The 17,454-nt window shown below is 74.8% G+C and carries 16 protein-coding genes; 9 read left to right on the top strand and 7 right to left on the bottom strand.

The features are described 5' to 3' along the window. Window positions 1-24 precede the first annotated feature (24 nt). Entirely contained in the window at window positions 25-960 is a 936-nt protein-coding gene (locus PSED_RS09755) for an RNA polymerase subunit sigma-70 (protein ID WP_013674082.1), read from the top strand. Here the strand turns inward: PSED_RS09755 and PSED_RS09750 are convergent. From PSED_RS09750 to PSED_RS09735, 4 genes are all read right to left on the bottom strand, one after another. Beyond that, window positions 922-1,806: a hypothetical protein gene (locus PSED_RS09750; RefSeq protein WP_013674081.1), complete on the bottom strand. Its 885-nt coding sequence runs from the start codon at window positions 1,804-1,806 to the stop codon at window positions 922-924. The two genes, PSED_RS09755 and PSED_RS09750, sit on opposite strands and share 39 nt — an antisense overlap. Then, window positions 1,799-3,565: a choline/carnitine O-acyltransferase gene (locus PSED_RS09745; RefSeq protein ID WP_013674080.1), complete on the bottom strand. Its 1,767-nt coding sequence runs from the start codon at window positions 3,563-3,565 to the stop codon at window positions 1,799-1,801. The genes PSED_RS09750 and PSED_RS09745 overlap by 8 nt, the downstream gene beginning before the upstream one ends. 2 nt (window positions 3,566-3,567) lie before the next feature. Further along, window positions 3,568-4,431: a HalD/BesD family halogenase gene (locus PSED_RS09740; protein WP_013674079.1), complete on the bottom strand. Its 864-nt coding sequence runs from the start codon at window positions 4,429-4,431 to the stop codon at window positions 3,568-3,570. Between the two features lie 196 nt (window positions 4,432-4,627). After that, window positions 4,628-4,813 carry a hypothetical protein gene (locus PSED_RS09735; protein WP_013674078.1) on the bottom strand — a complete coding sequence of 62 codons (186 nt, stop codon included), beginning with the start codon at window positions 4,811-4,813 and terminating at the stop codon, window positions 4,628-4,630. Window positions 4,814-4,936: 123 nt separating this feature from the next. On the opposite strand from PSED_RS09735, the gene PSED_RS09730 reads away from it, so the two are divergent. Together PSED_RS09730 and PSED_RS09725 are read left to right on the top strand one after the other, a co-directional pair. Then, window positions 4,937-5,926, top strand: coding sequence for a DUF6925 family protein (locus PSED_RS09730; RefSeq protein WP_013674077.1), 990 nt, complete (start codon window positions 4,937-4,939; stop codon window positions 5,924-5,926). A gap of 366 nt (window positions 5,927-6,292) precedes the next feature. Beyond that, window positions 6,293-7,066 carry a hypothetical protein gene (locus PSED_RS09725; RefSeq protein ID WP_013674076.1) on the top strand — a complete coding sequence of 258 codons (774 nt, stop codon included), beginning with the start codon at window positions 6,293-6,295 and terminating at the stop codon, window positions 7,064-7,066. Between the two features lie 144 nt (window positions 7,067-7,210). On the opposite strand, the gene PSED_RS09720 is transcribed toward PSED_RS09725, so the two are convergent. Both PSED_RS09720 and PSED_RS09715 read right to left on the bottom strand, forming a co-directional pair. Beyond that, window positions 7,211-8,047 (bottom strand): Fpg/Nei family DNA glycosylase, encoded by an 837-nt coding sequence (locus PSED_RS09720; RefSeq protein ID WP_013674075.1) that lies wholly within the window; start codon window positions 8,045-8,047, stop codon window positions 7,211-7,213. A gap of 3 nt (window positions 8,048-8,050) precedes the next feature. Further along, on the bottom strand, window positions 8,051-8,524 hold the full coding sequence (locus tag PSED_RS09715; RefSeq protein WP_013674074.1) for a ribose-5-phosphate isomerase: 474 nt from the start codon (window positions 8,522-8,524) through the stop codon (window positions 8,051-8,053). A 16-nt stretch (window positions 8,525-8,540) separates the two neighbouring features. Between PSED_RS09715 and PSED_RS09710 the strand changes: the two genes are divergently transcribed. Next, window positions 8,541-9,209, top strand: a complete 669-nt coding sequence (locus tag PSED_RS09710; RefSeq protein WP_013674073.1) for a DUF429 domain-containing protein — start codon at window positions 8,541-8,543, stop codon at window positions 9,207-9,209. 121 nt (window positions 9,210-9,330) lie between these two features. Here the strand turns inward: PSED_RS09710 and PSED_RS09705 are convergent, their stop codons facing one another. After that, entirely contained in the window at window positions 9,331-9,873 is a 543-nt protein-coding gene (locus PSED_RS09705; protein WP_013674072.1) for a DUF937 domain-containing protein, read from the bottom strand. Window positions 9,874-10,228: 355 nt separating this feature from the next. Between PSED_RS09705 and PSED_RS09700 the strand changes: the two genes are divergently transcribed. The 5 genes from PSED_RS09700 to PSED_RS09680 all read left to right on the top strand — a co-directional run bounded on the left by PSED_RS09700 (window position 10,229) and on the right by PSED_RS09680 (window position 17,430). Continuing rightward, window positions 10,229-11,950, top strand: coding sequence for a hypothetical protein (locus PSED_RS09700; RefSeq protein ID WP_013674071.1), 1,722 nt, complete (start codon window positions 10,229-10,231; stop codon window positions 11,948-11,950). Window positions 11,951-12,703: 753 nt separating this feature from the next. Continuing rightward, window positions 12,704-13,477, top strand: coding sequence for an MBL fold metallo-hydrolase (locus PSED_RS09695; RefSeq protein ID WP_013674070.1), 774 nt, complete (start codon window positions 12,704-12,706; stop codon window positions 13,475-13,477). 413 nt (window positions 13,478-13,890) lie between these two features. Then, window positions 13,891-14,229, top strand: a complete 339-nt coding sequence (locus PSED_RS09690) for an acetamidase/formamidase family protein (RefSeq protein WP_041759465.1) — start codon at window positions 13,891-13,893, stop codon at window positions 14,227-14,229. Continuing rightward, entirely contained in the window at window positions 14,133-14,723 is a 591-nt protein-coding gene (locus PSED_RS09685) for a haloacid dehalogenase type II (protein ID WP_013674069.1), read from the top strand. The genes PSED_RS09690 and PSED_RS09685 overlap by 97 nt, the downstream gene beginning before the upstream one ends. 145 nt (window positions 14,724-14,868) lie before the next feature. Then, the gene (locus tag PSED_RS09680; RefSeq protein ID WP_013674068.1) at window positions 14,869-17,430 is read left to right on the top strand and encodes a carboxylate--amine ligase/circularly permuted type 2 ATP-grasp protein; all 2,562 of its coding nucleotides are present in this window, start codon (window positions 14,869-14,871) and stop codon (window positions 17,428-17,430) included. Window positions 17,431-17,454 lie beyond the last annotated feature (24 nt).

Here is a 17,454-nt window from a genome sequence, read left to right as displayed (position 1 = left end):
CCGCCCCGCGTCGTTGAACCGGACATGGACGAGACCGACCTCGGCGCGCGGATGCAGCAGCACCGCCGCGAGCTCCATGTGCACTGCTACCGGATGCTCGGCTCGTTCGACGAGGCCGAGGACCTGGTGCAGGAGACCCTGATGCGGGCGTGGCGGGGGCGCGACTCGTTCGACGACGCGACGAACCTGCGGGCGTGGCTCTACCGGATCGCGACCAACGCGTGCCTCGACGTCCTGCGCCGCAAGGCCCGTCGTCTCCCGAGGACCGACAGCCCCGCGGAGATCCCGTGGCTGCAGCCCTATCCCGACCCGCTGCTCGACGCGGTCGCGCCCACGGCGGAACAGCCCGACGTCCTGGCCGTCGCGCGCGAGACGATCGGGCTCGCGTTCCTCGCGGCGATCCAGCTGCTGCCCGCCCGCCAGCGTGCGGTGCTGGTGCTGCGCGACGTGCTGGAGTGGTCGGCCGCCGAGACCGCGGACCTGCTGGAGATGACGGTCGCCGCCGCCAACAGCGCACTGCAGCGGGCCCGGGCGACACTGCGTGCGCAGCTGCCCGCTCATCACGGCGAGTGGCAGGCACCCGCGCCGACCGACGAGGAACGGGCCCTGCTCGACCGGTTCGTCCGCGCGCACACCACCGGCGACCCGGACGAGCTGGTGGCGTTGGTGCGCGACGACATCCGCGTCACGATGCCGCCCTACCCGATGGAGTTCACCGGGCTGGACGCGCTGCGGCCGCTGTTCGACCGGGCTACGTCGGGCGTCGACGGCGAGTGGCGGCTGCTGCCGACCGCGGCCAACCGGATGCCGGCGGCGGCGAGCTACCTGCGCGCCCCCGGCGCGACGGAGTTCCTGCCCTTCAAGCTCGACGTGCTGCGCATCGTCGACGGGCGGATCGCCGAGATCACGACGTTCGGGCCGTCAGGGTTCGCCGGCCACGGCCTGCCCGCGTCGTTGTGAGCCGGCGCGCACGGCGGCGAGGGCGCCGAACGGCGACGTCGTGCCCGCGGGGCGGCTGACGAAGCAGTCGGCGTGGTACCAGCCGTCGGCCTCGCGGCCGACGGGGTCCAGGCCGCGGGCGGCGACGTCGCGGCACGCCGCGGCTCGTTCCGCGGCGTCGGCGAACCGGCGCTGCCGGCACGCCAGCGCCGGGATCCGTTCGGTGACCAGGCCGAACCCGGCCAGGACGTCCGCGACCGGCGTGTAGTCGAAGACCCGCAGCACGTAGACGACCAGCCGCGTGCGGTCCGGCCGGTCGACCGCGCGCAGGATCCGGGCGAACGTCGTCGCGCCGACGTAGCCCACCCCGCCGGTGCACACGACGACACCGACCCCGCGGAGCGCCGCGGCCAGTGCGGGCGACGGGTCCGCGGTCTCGAGGTCCTCGGCGAACCCCGCGTCGAGCAGGCCGGTCGCCGTCGCGTATCCGACGGCGGGCGCAGACGCGTCCAGCCCGAGGATCCGCAGCTCGCGCCCGGTGTCCGTGAGACGGGCGGCGTAGAAGACGGTGTCGGCGGCGATGACCTCGACCGACGGCAGGGCGGCGCGGCCGGGGTCGGCGTGCCGGGCGGCGAGCTCGTCGTAGGCCGCCGTCGTGCGCAGGAGGGCGGCGTTGATCCCGTAGGAGCAGCACACGTCGAGCACCGTGGGCGAACCGGGCGCCGCCGCCAGGACCGTCTCGACGACGGGCAGCGCGTGCCGCGGCACCTGGTAGCCGAGCGGGGTGAGCGCGCGGAAGTAGGGCCGCGGGTCGGCCGCGGTGTAGATGTCGGTGAAGTCGGCCTTGCCGGAGCCCGCGTCAGCCACGGTCGTCCCCCTCGTCGGCGAGCAGCGACTCCATCTGCGCGACGGCACGCGGCAGTTCCGCGGCGAACGCCGCCATCGTCGCGGCGACGGCCCGCGGGGTGCTCAGGTACAGGTCGAACCGGCTGGGCATCAGCGCGTAGCCGACGCCGATGCACTGCGCGCCCGTCGAGCCGAAACCCCAGAACCGCACGTGCGGCGACGGGACCGAGCTGGTGGAGAGGCGGTCGTCGCGCAGGATCCGCCAGCCCGGGGAGTCGAACAGCGCCGGTGCGGGTTCTCCGCGCCGGGTCGCGATCATCTGCAGCTCCCAGAGGTGCTGCTCGGGGGCCCGCCCCGCCCGGCACTCGCGGACGCGGCGGACGTGGGCGTCGGCGGCGGCGGTCAGGGCGTCGCGACGCGCGGCGGCCGGCACCGCCGGGTCGGCCATCGCCGCGGTGAACGCGACGATCTCGGGGGTGACGACCCGCATCGCCTCGGTGCGGCCGTGGCGGAAGTGCCGCGTCGCGATCGACTCGTAGGTGGCGCCGACGCGGCCCGTGGCCCGGTGGTGCGCCACCTGGAAGGCCAGCTGGGCGAACGCGTCCGGCGAGATCCCGAGTGCCTTGGCCCGGTCGCTGCCGAAGTCGATGCGGACGGTGGTCGTCGCGGTGGCCGCGGCGTGGTCGGCGAAGGCCTTGGCGGCGTCGGTGACGGTGGCGCGCAGCCGGTCGTCGAGCACCCAGGGCACGGCGGCGAACTCCGGGACGGTGTCGGCGACCGGCGCCGGGGCGAGCGCCGCAGTGCCGGCCAGGACCTCGTCGAGCAGCGCGATCACCGTCGTGCCGTCGAGGTTGCAGTGCTCGCCGTTGTAGCCGGCCGTGCCGTCGCCGAACACGATCAGCGAGACGGCGGTGTCGAACCAACGGTCGGCGCTGTTCCCGGCGAGCAGCGCGTCGCAGGCGGCGAGCGGCGACTCCGGGACCTCGTCCTGCAGGCAGACGCAGAACAGCGCCGACTCGACGATCTCCAGCGCCGCGGCGTTGGCCGGGTCGTGGTCGCGCAGCGCCTCGCGGGCGCGGGCCCAATCGGCGCGCGCCATCGTCGTCAGCGCTCCTACCCCGTCGCCCGGGCCCGCAGCCGCCTGGACCGCGCGCAGTCCCGCTGCGATCTCCGCCCGGGTGCGCGGGCGCCCGTCGGAGCCGATCACGTCGAGCCTGAACACGTTGCCCCGCAACAGGACGACGACGTGCCGTGCTCGGGAGGGACCGGGGTGGGCGTCGCTGTAGGGGGTGCGCGCCCGGTCCCGGTCGACACCCGGGATGCGCGTCGAGGAGAACAGATGGCGGTGCTGGACCATCGACAGCGGCTCGCCGCCGTGCCGCGCCGGAGGGAGCGTCTCGTCGTCGATCCTCGCCTTGTACCCCAGCACCTGCTCGACGAGCGCCGCCGCCCGGTCGACCTGCCCCAACCGCGAGTCCTCGAACAGGAAGAAGAAGTTCGCGTTGAGGGCGATCCGGTCACGCCTGCCCAGGTAGCGGTCGGCCCAGAACGTGTCGAGCCAGCTCTGCACGCCCGGGAGGGCGTCGTACCGGACGAGCTCGGCGTGCAGGCGCTCACCGGCGCCACCCGGGGCGACGAACGCGGCGACCGCCGCACGGGTGCGGGCCAGTTCGTCGGGGGTGAGCAACGGCGCGCACCAGTCGAGGAACCGCGCGCAGCTCTCGGCGAGCGTCGGCAACGGCACCCGCGCCAGCGCGTCCTCGGCGTCGAAGGTGCGCATCCTCAGTCCAGCAGGCCGTCGACGCGGACGGGGTCCCCGCCGTGCGCCGGGGTGAGCCTGCCGAAGAGCTGACGCGTCCGCGCGGGGCTGCCGACGACGCCGGGCCTGGCGCTGTAGGCGAGGATCGCGGAGTGCCGCTCGCGGGCGCCCTCGACCGTCGTGACCCGGTGCAGCGCGTAGCGGCCCGCGAAGATCTGCAGGTCGCCCGCCCGCAGGGTGGCCCGGCGGACCAGGTGCTCGGCGCGGCCGTCGAGCACCGCGGCCACCTCGGCGAGGTTCTCGTCCCCGCGGGAGCGGATACCGGGGCAGTACTCGAACACGCCGCCCGCCTCGGGTTCCTGGGTGACGACGCTGATCGTGAACTCGTTGGTGTCGAAGTGCCAGGGATGCCCACGCCCCGGCGCGACGACGTTGAGCGTCAGCCCGGCGAGCGGGTCGGCCAGCACGTGCACCCGAGGCGCCCCGACGCATGCCGCGACGAACTCCTGCAGCGCCGTGCTCGTGTAGAGGTGCTGGACGAGCGCGTCGGACCCCAGCAGGTCGCGCGCGACGAACGCGTTGCCGCGGATCATGGTCCGCCGGGCGGGATGGCCCGCGGGCAGCGTCGGGTCGGGGTCGGTGTTGTAGACGTTGACGACGTCGACGTCGCGGTGCGCCCGCGGGGCGACCGCCGCCCCCTCCGCACGCAGCGTCTCGCGCAGCCCCGGCCGGACGAACCCCGCCAGCACGCAGCAGCCGTCCGCCGCGAGCTCGCGACGCACCCGGGCGACGATCGCGTCGCGTTCGGGCCCCGCCCGGGCGACGGGATGGGCACCGATGTCGACGACCTGCTCGATCACGTCCCGGTCGTCCAGCGCGCCGAGCATGTGTCCTCCGGTCGGAGCCCCCGGCACCGCGCCGGGCCGTCCGGGACCGATCGAACCGAGGACCCGGCCCCCGCGCAGGGCGCGGCCGGGACGACGAACCCGTCGTGACGGGAGAAAGTGCAGGTCAACGACGGTATGTGGGGGCGCGGCGCCCCTCACCCGTCGCGTAGGTGCGCGACGACCCCGCCGGACGGGGTCAGGCGGCCGATCTGCCCGCGTGGTCCGCGCGGGAGGCGCCGTCCCAGAGCCACTGCTCCGTCATCGCCTCGCCGCACTCGGGGCACGGCACGAGGAACCCCAGCCCGTCGATGCCGGGCAGCTCGGCGTCGACGCCGCAGTCGACGCAGCTCCACCACCCGATCGCGCTCGTTCCGGCATCCATGGGCTCCGATGGTAACTACAGCTGTGTCATTCGGCACCCGGCGCGCCCGACATCCGGGTGGCGTGCCGCCCGACCCCCGTCGCCGTCTTGCCGCGGCACACCCCGGGCTGCGACGCTCTTCCGATGGCAGGCCCGGACGCAGCGGACCCCGTCGCCGATCTCGTGGAGGCCCAGCTCGCGGACGCCGGAGCGACGTGGACGATCGGCGTCACCGGGGCGGTCGCCGAGTTCAGCCGCCGTCCCGGGGAGCCCGCGGCGCGCGGCCCGCGCTGCGTCGTCACGGGCCGCGGCGGCGTGCGGCTCGAGCTGCCGGACACGACCGAGGTCATCGCCTACGAGGTCCCCTCGGGCCCCGACAACCGCTGGAACCACGCCGTCGCCTTCTGCCTCGACGCAGGGGCCGCGCGGATGGCCGCGCGGACCGTCGTGACCGCGCTCGGGCCCGACGAGGAGGCGATCCGCCCGCGCGACCGCGTCGCCGTCCGCTACGACCTCGGCCTGGGCATCCCGACCGTCGACGCCTGCGTCCGCACCGCCGACCCGGCGCTGCGCGAGGCACTCGACGGCGCCGCGGGCGAACCGATGTCCGACGAGCTCGTCGCCACGCTGGTCCGGCTCGGCCCGCACCGGGTGTTCGCCGGCAGGTGCGGGCGCGTCGAGGTGTTCGCACCGATCGCGCGCCCCGGCACGCCGACCCCCGACGGCCCGCACACCCATCTGCACGCGGACCGGCTGCGCCCGACCCACACCCACCCGGACGCTGCCCCCATCGGGCCGGACCTGGTCTCCTGCGTCACGCTGCACCCGGCCCACCCGGTCACCGACGCGAACGGGCACGCCGTCGACTTCGACGAGACGCGGCACGCCGCCTTCCAGAAGGTGCTCGACACGTTCGGCGACCCCGTCGCCGGTGCCCACAAGGCCATGACCATCGCCGCGGTCCGCGCCGGCGTCGGGCCGGACCTGACGATGCTCCCGCGCGACCCCGCCTCGCGCGCGGCCGTGGCGGTGACACTGCGTCAGCTCCTCCACACCGACGGGCCGTCCCCGACCCTCGACGTCTGGCGTACCCGACACCCTCCGGATGCCGGACTCCTGCACCCTGACGGCTGAACATGATCGGCGCGTCGGGACCGCCGCGCCGGATTCGCTAACGAAGCCTTGACCGTCACCGAGTGCATCCGCGGACGGAGAAACCGCAGTTGGGCGACTGCACCCGCGGTGCGCTGGTGGCATCGTGGGTCGCGTCCGTGGCCGGTCCGTCCGCGGGTCGTGTGGCGCCCTCCCTCCACAAGACCCGTGGTCCACGCCGGCGTGCCCGCCGGCGTGGACCGCCGGGCGGGACCGGTCACCCATCGTGCACGCGCGCCGCGCGCGGGGCCTCGGCCCCGGCGCGGCGCCCGGGGGAACGTTCTGCCCGTCTCGTCCGTTCTCCGGACGACTGGTCCTCCGCACGAGGACCCACGACGAGGAGGGCTCATGGGTACGGTCGTGACCGTCATCATCCTGGTGGCGATCGTCGCGGGCGCCTACTGGCTGATCCGGCAGAGGTCCGTCGCGCAGGCGCGTGAGCTCGAGGACTCCAAGGCCGAGGCCCGGCGCTGGGTCGAACGCCTCGGCGGCCAGGTGCTCAATCTCGTCGGCACCGACGAGCCGTCGAAGCAGGCGCTGGCCGACGCGGCCGAGCGGTACAACGCCGCCGGGTCGCAGATGGAGCAGGCCCGCACCGCCGCGCAGTGCCGGCAGGTCACCGAGACCGCCTACGAGGGCCTCTACTACGTCCGTGCCGCGCGCACCGCGATGGGCATGGACCCCGGACCCGAGCTGCCGCCGCTGCCCGGCCAGCACCGGGCAGGCGCGGTGTCGGAGAACCGCGACGTCGAGGTCGAGGGCCACGCCTACAGCGCCTCGCCGAACCCGTCGGATCGCACGCCGCACTACTACCCCGGCGGCAACGTCGCGGGCCGGCCCGTGCCGGCAGGCTGGTACTCCGAGCCCTGGTGGAAGCCGGCGCTCGTGGCCGGCGCCTGGGGCCTCGGATCGATGCTGCTGTTCAGCGCCATGTTCTCCGGGATGTCCGGGGTCGCCTACGCCGACGGGTTCGCCGACGGCATGGCCGCCGACGGCGGCGACTGGGGTGGCGACGGCGGCGACCCCGGGGCCGGCGACTTCGGCGGCGACTTCGGCGGCGGCGATTTCGGCGGCGGCGATTTCGGGGGCGGCGACTTCGGCGGCGGGGGTTTCGACTTCTGATCTTGGGGAACATCAGGATCGTGGGGGCAACGGCGCTCCCGCCCCACACACGACCGGACTAGTCCGGATCTCCCGTCGGCCGGCCCGGTGTACGAATCCCGGGCCGGTCGACGCATGTCCGGGCCCCGCGACCGTCCTGCGACGTCAGGCGACGCCCGCGGCCGGCTGGCACGTCGGGCACCAGAAGAGGTTGCGCGCGGCGTGCTCGGCGTGCAGCACGGGTGTCCCGCAGACCAGGCACGGCATGCCCTGACGTCGATAGACGTAGACCTCGCCGCCGTGCCGGTCCTTGCGTCCGGGCTCGCCGCGGCGGCGCGGATCGTGCTCGGGCGCGACGGTGTCGATCCGGCCGCGGCGCACCCCGTCGCGCATGAGCACGACGAGATCGGCCCACATCGCGTCCCAGGTCCCGCGCGGCAGGGCCCGCCCCGGCAGCTGCGGGTCGATCCCGTGCCGGAACAGCAGTTCGGCGCGATAGACGTTGCCGACACCCGCGACGACCTTCTGGTCCATCAGCAGCGTCGCCAGCGGCGACGACGAGCGCCGGATCCGTTCCCACGCGAGATCGGGGTCGGCGTCGCGGCGCAGCGGATCCGGACCGAGCCGGGCGCGCAGCGCGCGCACCTCGCCGTCGGTGATCAGCTCGCACGCCGTCGGCCCGCGCAGATCGGCGACGTGGGTCGCGCCGACGATGCGCATCCGCACCTGGCCCCGCGGCTCCGGCGGCGCCCCGCCCGGCTCGGGCAGCTCCGTCTCGTCGAACGTGCCGTAGAGGCCGAGGTGCACGTGCACGACCCGGTCACGGCCGTAGCGGTGGAACAGGTGCTTGCCGTGCGCGTCGGCGCGGGTGAGGACCGCACCGTCGAGCAGCGCGGCCGCCTGCTCGAACCGCCCCTGCGGGCTGCTCACCCGCACCGGGGCACGCCCGAACAGCCGGCCGTGCCGCCGCGCCAACCGGTGCAGCGTGTGGCCCTCGGGCACCGGTCAGGCGCCCGGCAGCGGCGGGTAGTCGTGCGACTTCTCGAACTCGGCCAGGATGTCGATCCGGCGCTGGTGGCGCGGCTCGCCGGAGAACGGCGTGCCGACGAACGCGTCGACGATCGCCTTCGCCTCCTCCTCCGAGTGCATCCGCGCGCCGATGCCGACGACGTGCGCGTCGTTGTGCTCGCGCGCCAGCGTCGCCGTCTCGACGTTCCAGGCCAGCGCCGCACGGCAGCCCGGCACCTTGTTGGCCGAGATCTGCTCGCCGTTGCCGGAGCCACCGAGCACGACCCCCAGCGAGCCCTCGTCCGCGACGACCCGGCGCGCCGTCTCCAGACAGAACGCCGGATAGTCGTCCTGGGCGTCGTAGGCCAGTGCCCCGACGTCGACCACCTCGTGGCCGGCGTCCGACAGGTGCTCGACCAGCACGGCCTTGAGCTCGAAACCGGCATGGTCAGATCCGAGATACACGCGCACGGGAGAATCCTGCCGCATGGAGGAGGTCGCCGGTGTCGACGGGGCACCCGCGGGGTGGGTGGTCGCCCGGGTGCGCCCAGGTGCGGTGCGCTGGGACGTCGTTCCCGACGCGGCCGGGGTGCTCGCGGTGACCGCCGGGTGCGCGGCGGTCGGCGTCGACATCCCGCTGGGGGTGCACGCGACCGCCGGGCGCCGCGAGTGCGACGACCTCACCGCCCGCCGGCTCGGGAAGGCCCGCTCGTCGGTCTTCCCGGCGCCGCCGCGCGCGGTGCTCACCGCGCCCGACCATCCGGCGGCCTGCGCGCGCGCCCGCGCCCTCACCGGTAAGGCGATCAGCCTGCAGACCTTCCACATCGCACCGCGCATCCTCGACTGGGACGCGCTCCCGGACCGGCCCGGACACGTCGTCGAGGTGCACCCCGAGCTCTCCCTGCGCACGCTCGCGCCCGACGTCGGGTTCGCGTCGAAGAAGACCGCGCGCGGCGCGGGCCAACGCATCGCGGCGCTGGCCCGGTGGCTCGACCCGGCCGTGGCACTCGCCGACCTGCCGTCGGGCGCCCGGCTCGACGACGTCCTCGACGCGCTGGCCGCCGCGTGGTCGGCGCAACGCTGGGCGTGTGGTGCGGCCGAGGTGCTCGGCTCCGAGCTCGACGACCGCGGCCGCCCGATGTTCGTCGCCGTCTGAGCCGAGCGTCCGGCGCCGCGCCGGTTCGGCGCGGCGCCGACGGTCCGGTGTGGACGGCAGCTGTGAGCGGCGATGGTCCGTTCAGGCGGCCGGGTGGACGTTCCCCGCCGCGGCGACCGCGCTACTGGCGGGTGCCGCCGCCGAGCAGACCACCGAGCAGGTCGCCGAGACCCCCACCGAGCCCGCCACCGCTCGCCTGGCCGCCCCCACCGCCGAGGAGTCCGCCGAGCAGGTCGCCGAGCCCTCCCCCGCCGCCCGCGGCCGTGCCGCCGCCCAGCTTCTTGGCCAGGTAGGACATGACGATCGGCGCCAGCAGCGGCAGCAACTTGCCGATCAGCCCGCTGCCTCCGGCACCGCCCAGCGAGAGCTGGTTGACCACCTGGTCCTGGTTCGCGCCGAACACGTGGCTCACGATCTTGCGCCCGTCGTCGGTGTCGACCTCGTCGAGGTTCACCCCGCCGTCGATCAGCGAGCTGCTGTGCTGGTCGACCGCCCGGGCGAACGAGGAGGCGCCACCCGGGTCGTCGGTGTTGGCCTGCATGCCGCCGAGGAGCGCGGGCAGCGCCTGCCGGGCGGCCTGCTCGGCCGTGGCCTCGTCGGTCCCCAGCTGGGCCGCGAGGTCGCGCAACGGAATCTGCGAGAGGATCTCGTCCACGGGACTCATGGCGCGAGCCTAGCGTTGATCACGACGTCCGCTCGAACACTGCGAGTACTCGTTCGGCCCCGTCGACTCGGCCGGATGGTCACCCGGTGGTGGGGTTGTTGAGACCAATGTGAGTGGTGTGACTGCAATTCGTGACCGCAGCACCGCCTGTCGGGCTACGGTCCCGATCAACGCCACCAGCCGACGACCCCCTCAGGAGGTCCGCAGACGGTTCGAGACGACGACGGGGCGGTTCCGCCAAGAACCGCCCCGCCACCCTCATCGCACTCGTCGCCGGGGTCGCACCCCCGGCGTCGACGACGGTCCCGGCGCCAACCGGGACGCACTCCCCTCCGGTCACAAAGGGGTCTTCGCCATGCGCACCATATCCCCCGGGCACCGGCGCACCGCAGCGCCCCACCGCGCCCGGACCACCCTCCCGCTCACCGCACTCGCCGCCGCGGCGCTCGTCACCGCCGGGCTGATGCCCGCGGCCGCCACCGACGTGGCCCGGGCGTCCTGCTCGGCCCCCGTCGTCTCCGCGGGCACCGCGGCGGTGCCCTGCGCCGAGGACGGAGGCGGCGTGTCCGCGGGCGCCGGCACCGCCACCGCGCCGGGTGTCGCGGCCTGCCCGGGCGGCGCGCAGGTCACCCGGCCCTACTTCCAGAAGGCCGACTGGCTCTGGGACCCGATCCCCGCCGAGCCGAAGCTCGACCCGCAGTCCGCCAAGATGGCCGGCGCGCTCGCCGGTGGCGACCACATCCTCAACACCGGCGAGTTCGGCGTCACCCTCGTCGACCCCGAGGACATTCCCGCCGACGCCCCGCGATCCGCCGTCCCGCTCTCGGAGAAGGACTGGGGCCCCGACCCCCTCGCGGGCATCACCGTCCCCGTCCCGCCCGACCTGCCGATCCCGCCCGGCTCCGACGGCCACGTCGCCATCGCCGACGCCTCGACCAACACCGTGGTCAACCTGTGGGTGACGAAGAAGTCGGGCAACGGCCTCAAGGCCTCCTGGGGTGCGGCGACCCCCCTCGACGGGGACGGCCGCGAGACCAACGGCAGCTCCACCGGCGCCGGCATCGCCCGCTACGCCGCCGTGGTCCGGGCGCAGGAGATCGCCGACCAGGACATCCCGCACGCCCTGTTCTTCTCGACGAACATCGTGAAGCCCAAGGAGGTCCGCTACCCGGCGACCAAGACCGACGGGTCCAACATGGATGGCTCCTCCGCCCCGATTCCCGAGGGCGCCCGCGTCCAGCTCGACCCGAGCGTCGATGTCGACGCGATCCCGGGCATCGGCAAGGGCGAGGCCGCCATCGCCAAGGCGCTGCAGACCTACGGCGCCTACGTCGGCGACAACGGCGGCGCGCGGATGGCGTTCATCGCCGAGTACGCACCCGGCTCCACCGCGTACGAGGACGCCGGGCTGTCCGGCGACTTCGTCGGGCTGAAGGACATCCCCTGGGACAAGCTGCGGGTACTGTCCGACTGGAGCGGCGGGACGCGACCGACGCCCGGCAATGACCCCGCGGATGCGTCCGATGAGGACACGGGTGGCCCGGAGGCCGTGGCCGACCCGCCCGCGACGACGCAGCCTCCACATGCCGCGCCCGGTGGCGTGGCGACGACGGGGGGCACGGCCGCGGCCGCCCCCGCGGAGAACGACGGCCCGGCCGCCGGCGCCTGCGTGCCGGGCAGCGGTGCCGGCGTCGCCCCGCCGACGACTGCCCCGCCCACGACCGCTCCGCCCACGACCGTCCCGCCGACCGCGCTCCCGGGCACGACCGGTGGGGGCACAGCGTCGGCCCCTGCCGACTCCGCGCCTGCGGGTTCCGCGCCTGCGGGTTCGGCGCCTGCGGGTTCGGCGCCCACGGGTTCGGCGCCCACGGGTTCCGCGCCCACCGGTTCCGCGCCCGTAGGTTCCGCGCCGGCGGGTTCGCCGCCCGCGGGTTCCGCATCCGCGGGGTCCGCGCCCGCGGGGTCCACGCCTGTGGGTTCGGGGCTTGCGGTGTCCGATCCGGCAGCCGCCGGGCCCGTAGGTTCCGGGCCAGCGGGTTCGACCGCCCCGGCCGGATCGGGAGCTCCCGTCGGCTGACCCCCCGGGGTGATCATCGAAAGCGGGACATGGGCGTCGGGGCATGCGCCCATGTCCCGACAACGGCGATCACCCTCCTGCACCGGACGGCGCCGAGACGCTCCTCCGCCGCCCTCCGCGACGCGCCCGCGGCGGCTTCGACCGCCGAGCGCCGGCCGGAGCCGCGACCCCGCCTTCTCCGACGTCTGCCACCGGCGGACCGATGCCCGCCCGGGCCGGGCCCCGACCCGGGCAGACCCCCGCGCGCCGGGCACGGGCCGCTCCACCCGGCCCGTGATCGTCGATTTCGGGACATGAGCGCGTCTCCTTGCGCGCAGGTCTCGCATCTGGCGATCAACCCCGAGGGCAGGCCTCGCCCTCTGATCCGACCGGAGCGCAGCGACCCGCACCTCGAACCGGCCAGACCCGCCACCACCATGCCCCACCCCGCCAGCGCGCCCCCGCGGCTGTGATCACCGAGCCGGGGACATGAGCGCGTCAGATTGCGCCCATGTCCCGCATCTGGTGATCACGGTCAGGGCTGTGATCCGGGCAGAGCGCGGCGACCCGCACCTCGAACCGGCCGGACCCGCCACCACCCGCCAACCTGCGTCCATGTCCCACGTTCGGCGATCAACGGGCACCCGGCCCCGCCCTCCCGGATGATCGCCGACCTCGGGACATGAGCGCACCACCTGGCGCCCAGGTCCCGCACTCGGCGATCAACCCGCGTCGGGAGGCTGCCGCCACCCTCGCACCCGTCAGACTGCTCGCGTGGCGGACAGATGGCTCGAGGTCGGCGACGGGGTGTTCGCCCGCCGCCACGACGAGCTGGACCTCACGACGGGGCTGGTCGTCGGGGCGGAGCGGGCGCTGGTCGTCGACACCGCGGGCGACCGTGAGCAGGGCGCCCGACTGCGCGCGGCGGTCCGCACCATCACGAAGCTCCCGCTGATCATCGTGATCACCCACGCGCACTTCGACCACTGCTTCGGCACCGGCGCCTTCCCCGCGGGCCCCGTCCACGCCCATCCTCGTTGCCGCGCAACGATCGTCGCGACGGCCGACGCCCAGCGCGCCGAGTGGACCCGGCACTACCGCGACCGAGGCGACCACGCCACCGCCGACGCCCTCGCCGCGACGGATCCGCCGCTACCCGGCGGGACGGTCGACCCGGTGCTCGACGTCGACCTCGGCGGGCGCACCGTCGGGCTGCGGCACCCCGGTCGCGGTCACACCGACCATGACGTCGTCGCGGTGGCCGGGGACGTCGTGTTCGCGGGTGACCTCGTCGAGCAGGGGGCGCCGCCCGACCTCGGGGACGCCGTCGTCGCGGACTGGCCCGCCACGGTGTCCGCGCTGCTCGCCCTCGACGTGTCGACGTTCGTCCCGGGCCACGGCGACCCGATGGACCGGGCCGAGGTCACGACGCAGCGGGACGAGCTGGCCGAGGTCGCGGCCCTGCACGCTGCGGTCGCGCGCGGCGAACTGGACCTGGCGACGGCGACCGCGCGCTCTCCCTTCCCCGACGTGCCCTGGCCGGCCTGACACCCGTCGACGCCGCGACGGGGCTTCCCGGTCGCGGCCGGCGCGCACGCACGCGCGGAGACGAGTGGTGCAGGCGCACCGCGCGGCCGTGGACGTGACGCGGCGGAATCGTGACGAGCACGGCGGGTACGGGCGTGCCGGCTACCCACGGCGTTCGGTCAGCCGCTCCGAGCGGGCCACCCTGGATGATCATGCAACGGCGGCCATCGCGCTGGGCTGACCGGCCGCGCGTCCGATGGGACGACATGTCGGCAACTATTGACACGTCGGTTCCGGCTTTCGTACGTTCTCGATCATCCGACGGCCGTCGAAAGGTTCGGCACCGCCCATGGCCGGCGCCACGCATCACGTCTCCGTCGACCTGACGAAGTGCCTCGCCGAGGAGCCGGGGACCGGACACAACCGCTGGCACGGTGGCGCCGTCGACCGAGCTGCGCGTGCGCCAGGCGGCCCGGGAGGCCGAGCTGCTCGGGCGCGGTGGTGCCGTCACGGCGCCGCTGGCCGACAGCGCGGTGCCGGCCGACCCGCGGATCGCCGCCGAGGGGCTGCGCACCATCCCGCCCCGCGAGACCGGCGGCAACCTCGACGTCAAACAGCTCACCGCCGGCACCACGCTGCTGATCCCGGTCGCCACCGAGGGCGCGCTGTTCTCCGTGTGGCGGCCGACGTCGCGGCGGTGTGGCGGGGTGCGCAGCTCGACTACGCCTTCCGGGTCACGATCATGGACGACTACGAGGACTTCGCCGGGCTGACCCGGCGGGCGCTCGACTTCGCCCTGCTCGACCGGGGCCTCGACCTCGATCCGCAGGTGAGGGCCGGGCTCGTGTCCGCGTACGACCGGCTGCCCACCTTCCCCGACGTGGCCGCCGGGCTCGCGGCGCTGGCGGCGGCCGGGACCGAGTGCGTACTGCTGTCCAACGGCAGCCCGACCATGCTCGCGGCCTGCCTGCGGACGGCCGGGCTGGCTCCCTGGTTCTCGCACGTCATCAGCGTCGACGACGTGCGCGTCTACAAGCCGCACCCCGCGGTGTACCGGCATGCCGCCGCCGTCACCGGGCGACCGGTCGAGTCGATCCGGCTGGTCTCGTGCAACCCCTTCGACATCGTCGGCGCGGCGCGCGCGGGTATGCGCACCGCCTGGATCGACCGGTCCGGGCGCACCTTCGACACCCTGGGCCGCCTGCCCGACGTCGTCGTCCGGGAGCTGTCCGAGCTGGCGGAGCTGCGGACCCCGGCGGCCGGCTGACACCGGTTTCGGCCGGTGACGTCCGGCAGCGCCCGGCCGCACAGTCCGGAGCGTTCGGCCGAACGGCGGATCACGGCCCGCGCAAGCGGATGGAGGTGACGCCGCAGACAAGTGTTCGTAACAGCGGGCCCCTACGGTCGGGCAGATGGGCGACCTGCCGCAGATCGGCGTCGAGGAGGAGTTCCACGTCGTCGACCTGGAGACCAGACGTGCGGCGCCGGAGGTCGACGCGCTGCTGTCCAAGCTCGGCGGCGACGAGTTCGCGCCGGAGCTGCAGCGCTCGCTCGTCGAGACCAACACCCCGCCCTGCCGGACGCTCGACGACCTGCGCGAGCACGTCCGGCGGCTGCGCGGCACGTTGGAGAAGGTCGCCCACCCGCTGGGGCTGGGGGTCGTCGCCGCCGGGACGGTGCCGCTCGTCGAGCTCTCGGGCACCGACATCTCCGCGGGCGCGCGCTACGAGAAGATGCAGCACGAGTACCAGATGCTGGTGCGCGAGCAGCACATCTGCGGCGCGCAGGTCCACGTCGACGTGCCGGACCGCGACATGGCCGTTCAGGTGGTCCGTCGCGTCGCGCCGTACCTGCCGGTGCTGCTCGCGATCTCGGCCAGCTCGCCCTACTGGCGCGGCGAGGACACCGGCTACGCGAGCTTCCGCTCGATGGTCTGGTCGCGCTGGCCGACGGCAGGGCCGCCGGGCGCGGTGGAGACGGCCGCGGACTACGACGGGATGGTCGACGAGCTGATCGCGTCGGGGACGATCAGCGACCCCGGGATGGTGTACTTCGACATCCGGCCCAGCGCGCACCTGCCCACGGTCGAGCTGCGGGTGTGCGACGCCTGCCCCGACGTCGACGACGTCGTGCTGATCGCGGGGCTGTTCCGGGCGCTGGTGCGGCGGGCCTCGGAGGACGCGCTCGCGGGCGCGCCGCTGCCGACGTCGCGCCACGAGCTGCTGCGCTCGGCCAACTGGCGCGCGGCGCGGTCGGGTCTGGAGGGCGACCTGGTCGATCTCGTGGGTCCGGCGCTGATGTCGCCCGCGCTGATGGTCGGCATGCTCGTCGACGGGCTGCGCGCGCACCTGGAGGCGGCGGGTGACTGGGAGCAGGTGCTGGAGCTGTCGCGGCAGACGCTGGCCCGGGGCAGCGCGGCGGCGCGGCAGCGGCGCGCGTTCGGCCTGCGCGGCGAGCTGACCGACGTCGTCGACGCGCTGCTGGAGACGACCCAGGGCCGTGCCCTGACCGGGATCACGACGCCGGTCGCGCCGCCCCCGCCGGAGCTGCTGGCCGGGTACCGGCCGGAGGCGTTCGACGAGGCGGTCAGCGAGGGCGGGCAGGTGCTGCCGCACTACGGGTTCATGTTCCGTGTGCTCGACCGGCTGGGCCCGCGCGGCATGACGGCGGCCGAGTCGGCGCTGCGCACCGAGCAGCATGCCCGCGGCGTCACCTTCCGCGTCGGCGACGAGCCCGACCGGCTGTTCCCGCTCGACCTCGTCCCCCGCATCATCTCCGCGGAGGACTGGGCGATGCTCTCGGCCGGTCTCGCGCAACGGGTCCGGGCGCTGGAGCTGTTCCTGCGCGACGTCTACGGCCCGCGTGAGATCGTCGACGCGGGGATCGTCCCTGCGACGGTGGTCGACGGAGCCCCGGGGCGCAGCAGGATCGGCGCAACGCTGCCGGCCGACGCCGTGCGCGTCACCGTCGCCGGTATCGACCTGGTCCGCGATCGGGCCGACCACTGGTTCGTGCTGGAGGACAACCTGCGGGTGCCGTCGGGCATCGGGTTCTCGATCATCTCCCGGCGGCTGGTGCGCAGCGTGCTGCCGGACCTGGAGCCCCCGGCGGGCGTCGTCGGGCTCGACGACGTGCCGCGTGCGCTGCGGGCCGCGTTGCTGTCCGCGGTCCCCGACCACGACGCGGCGGGCGCCGACGAGGTCGCGCTGCTGTCGGCCGGGCCGGTCGACCCGGCCTGGTTCGAGCACACGCTGCTCGCCGACCGGATGCAGGTGCCCGTCGTGACGCCGCGGGACCTGCAGGTCACCCGCGACGGCGTGTACCTGGTGGGGCCGGGCGGCCGCCGGCGGCTCGCGGCGCTCTACCGGCGTCTCGACGAGCAGGACCTGCTCGACGCGACGGGCGCCGACGAGCGGCCGATCGGGCGTGCGCTGTGCCGGGCGGCGGCCGCGGGGACCGTGCAGCTGCTCAACGCGCCCGGCAACGGCGTCGCCGACGACAAGCTCGTCTACTCCTACGTGCCGGCGATGATCGAGCACTACCTCGGCGAGGCGCCCCTGCTCGACAACGTCCCGACGTACCCGTGCGCGGATCCCGACCGGCGCGCCGAGGTGCTGGACCGGCTGCACGAGCTCGTCGTCAAGCCGGTCGACGGGTACGGCGGGCACGGCATCCTGATCGGGCCCGACGCCACCCGCGCCGAGCTGGCCGATGCGGCCGCCGCGATCCGCGCCCGTCCGGAAGGCTGGGTCGCGCAGGACCTCGTCCAGCTGTCGACGCACCCGACGTTCTCCGGCGGCGCCCTGCATCCGCGGGCCGTCGACCTGCGCGCCTTCGCGTTCCAGTCGCGTGTCGGCGACCGCACGCGCGTCGACGTCGCACCGGCCGCGCTGTCCCGGGTTGCGCCGGCGGGCAGCCTCGTCGTCAACTCGTCGCGAGGCGGCGGCGCCAAGGACACCTGGGTGCTGAAGTGACCCGGTCACCGAAGTAGCGAGCGG

This window comes from Pseudonocardia benzenivorans CB1190 (assembly GCF_000196675.2).
In the GTDB taxonomy this organism is placed as follows: domain Bacteria; phylum Actinomycetota; class Actinomycetes; order Mycobacteriales; family Pseudonocardiaceae; genus Pseudonocardia; species Pseudonocardia benzenivorans.
The sequence above is the reverse complement of the archived record's forward strand: the minus strand, read 5'-3'. Positions and strand labels throughout refer to the sequence as shown.

Coding starts and splice junctions, on each gene's coding strand:
- PSED_RS09755 (WP_013674082.1), top strand. CDS start 25: ATGGACGAGACCGACCTCGGCGCGCGGATGCAGCAGCACCGCCGCGAG.
- PSED_RS09745 (WP_013674080.1), bottom strand. CDS start 3,565: ATGCGCACCTTCGACGCCGAGGACGCGCTGGCGCGGGTGCCGTTGCCG.
- PSED_RS09740 (WP_013674079.1), bottom strand. CDS start 4,431: ATGCTCGGCGCGCTGGACGACCGGGACGTGATCGAGCAGGTCGTCGAC.
- PSED_RS09735 (WP_013674078.1), bottom strand. CDS start 4,813: ATGGATGCCGGAACGAGCGCGATCGGGTGGTGGAGCTGCGTCGACTGC.
- PSED_RS09730 (WP_013674077.1), top strand. CDS start 4,937: ATGGCAGGCCCGGACGCAGCGGACCCCGTCGCCGATCTCGTGGAGGCC.
- PSED_RS09725 (WP_013674076.1), top strand. CDS start 6,293: ATGGGTACGGTCGTGACCGTCATCATCCTGGTGGCGATCGTCGCGGGC.
- PSED_RS09710 (WP_013674073.1), top strand. CDS start 8,541: ATGGAGGAGGTCGCCGGTGTCGACGGGGCACCCGCGGGGTGGGTGGTC.
- PSED_RS09705 (WP_013674072.1), bottom strand. CDS start 9,873: ATGAGTCCCGTGGACGAGATCCTCTCGCAGATTCCGTTGCGCGACCTC.
- PSED_RS09700 (WP_013674071.1), top strand. CDS start 10,229: ATGCGCACCATATCCCCCGGGCACCGGCGCACCGCAGCGCCCCACCGC.
- PSED_RS09680 (WP_013674068.1), top strand. CDS start 14,869: ATGGGCGACCTGCCGCAGATCGGCGTCGAGGAGGAGTTCCACGTCGTC.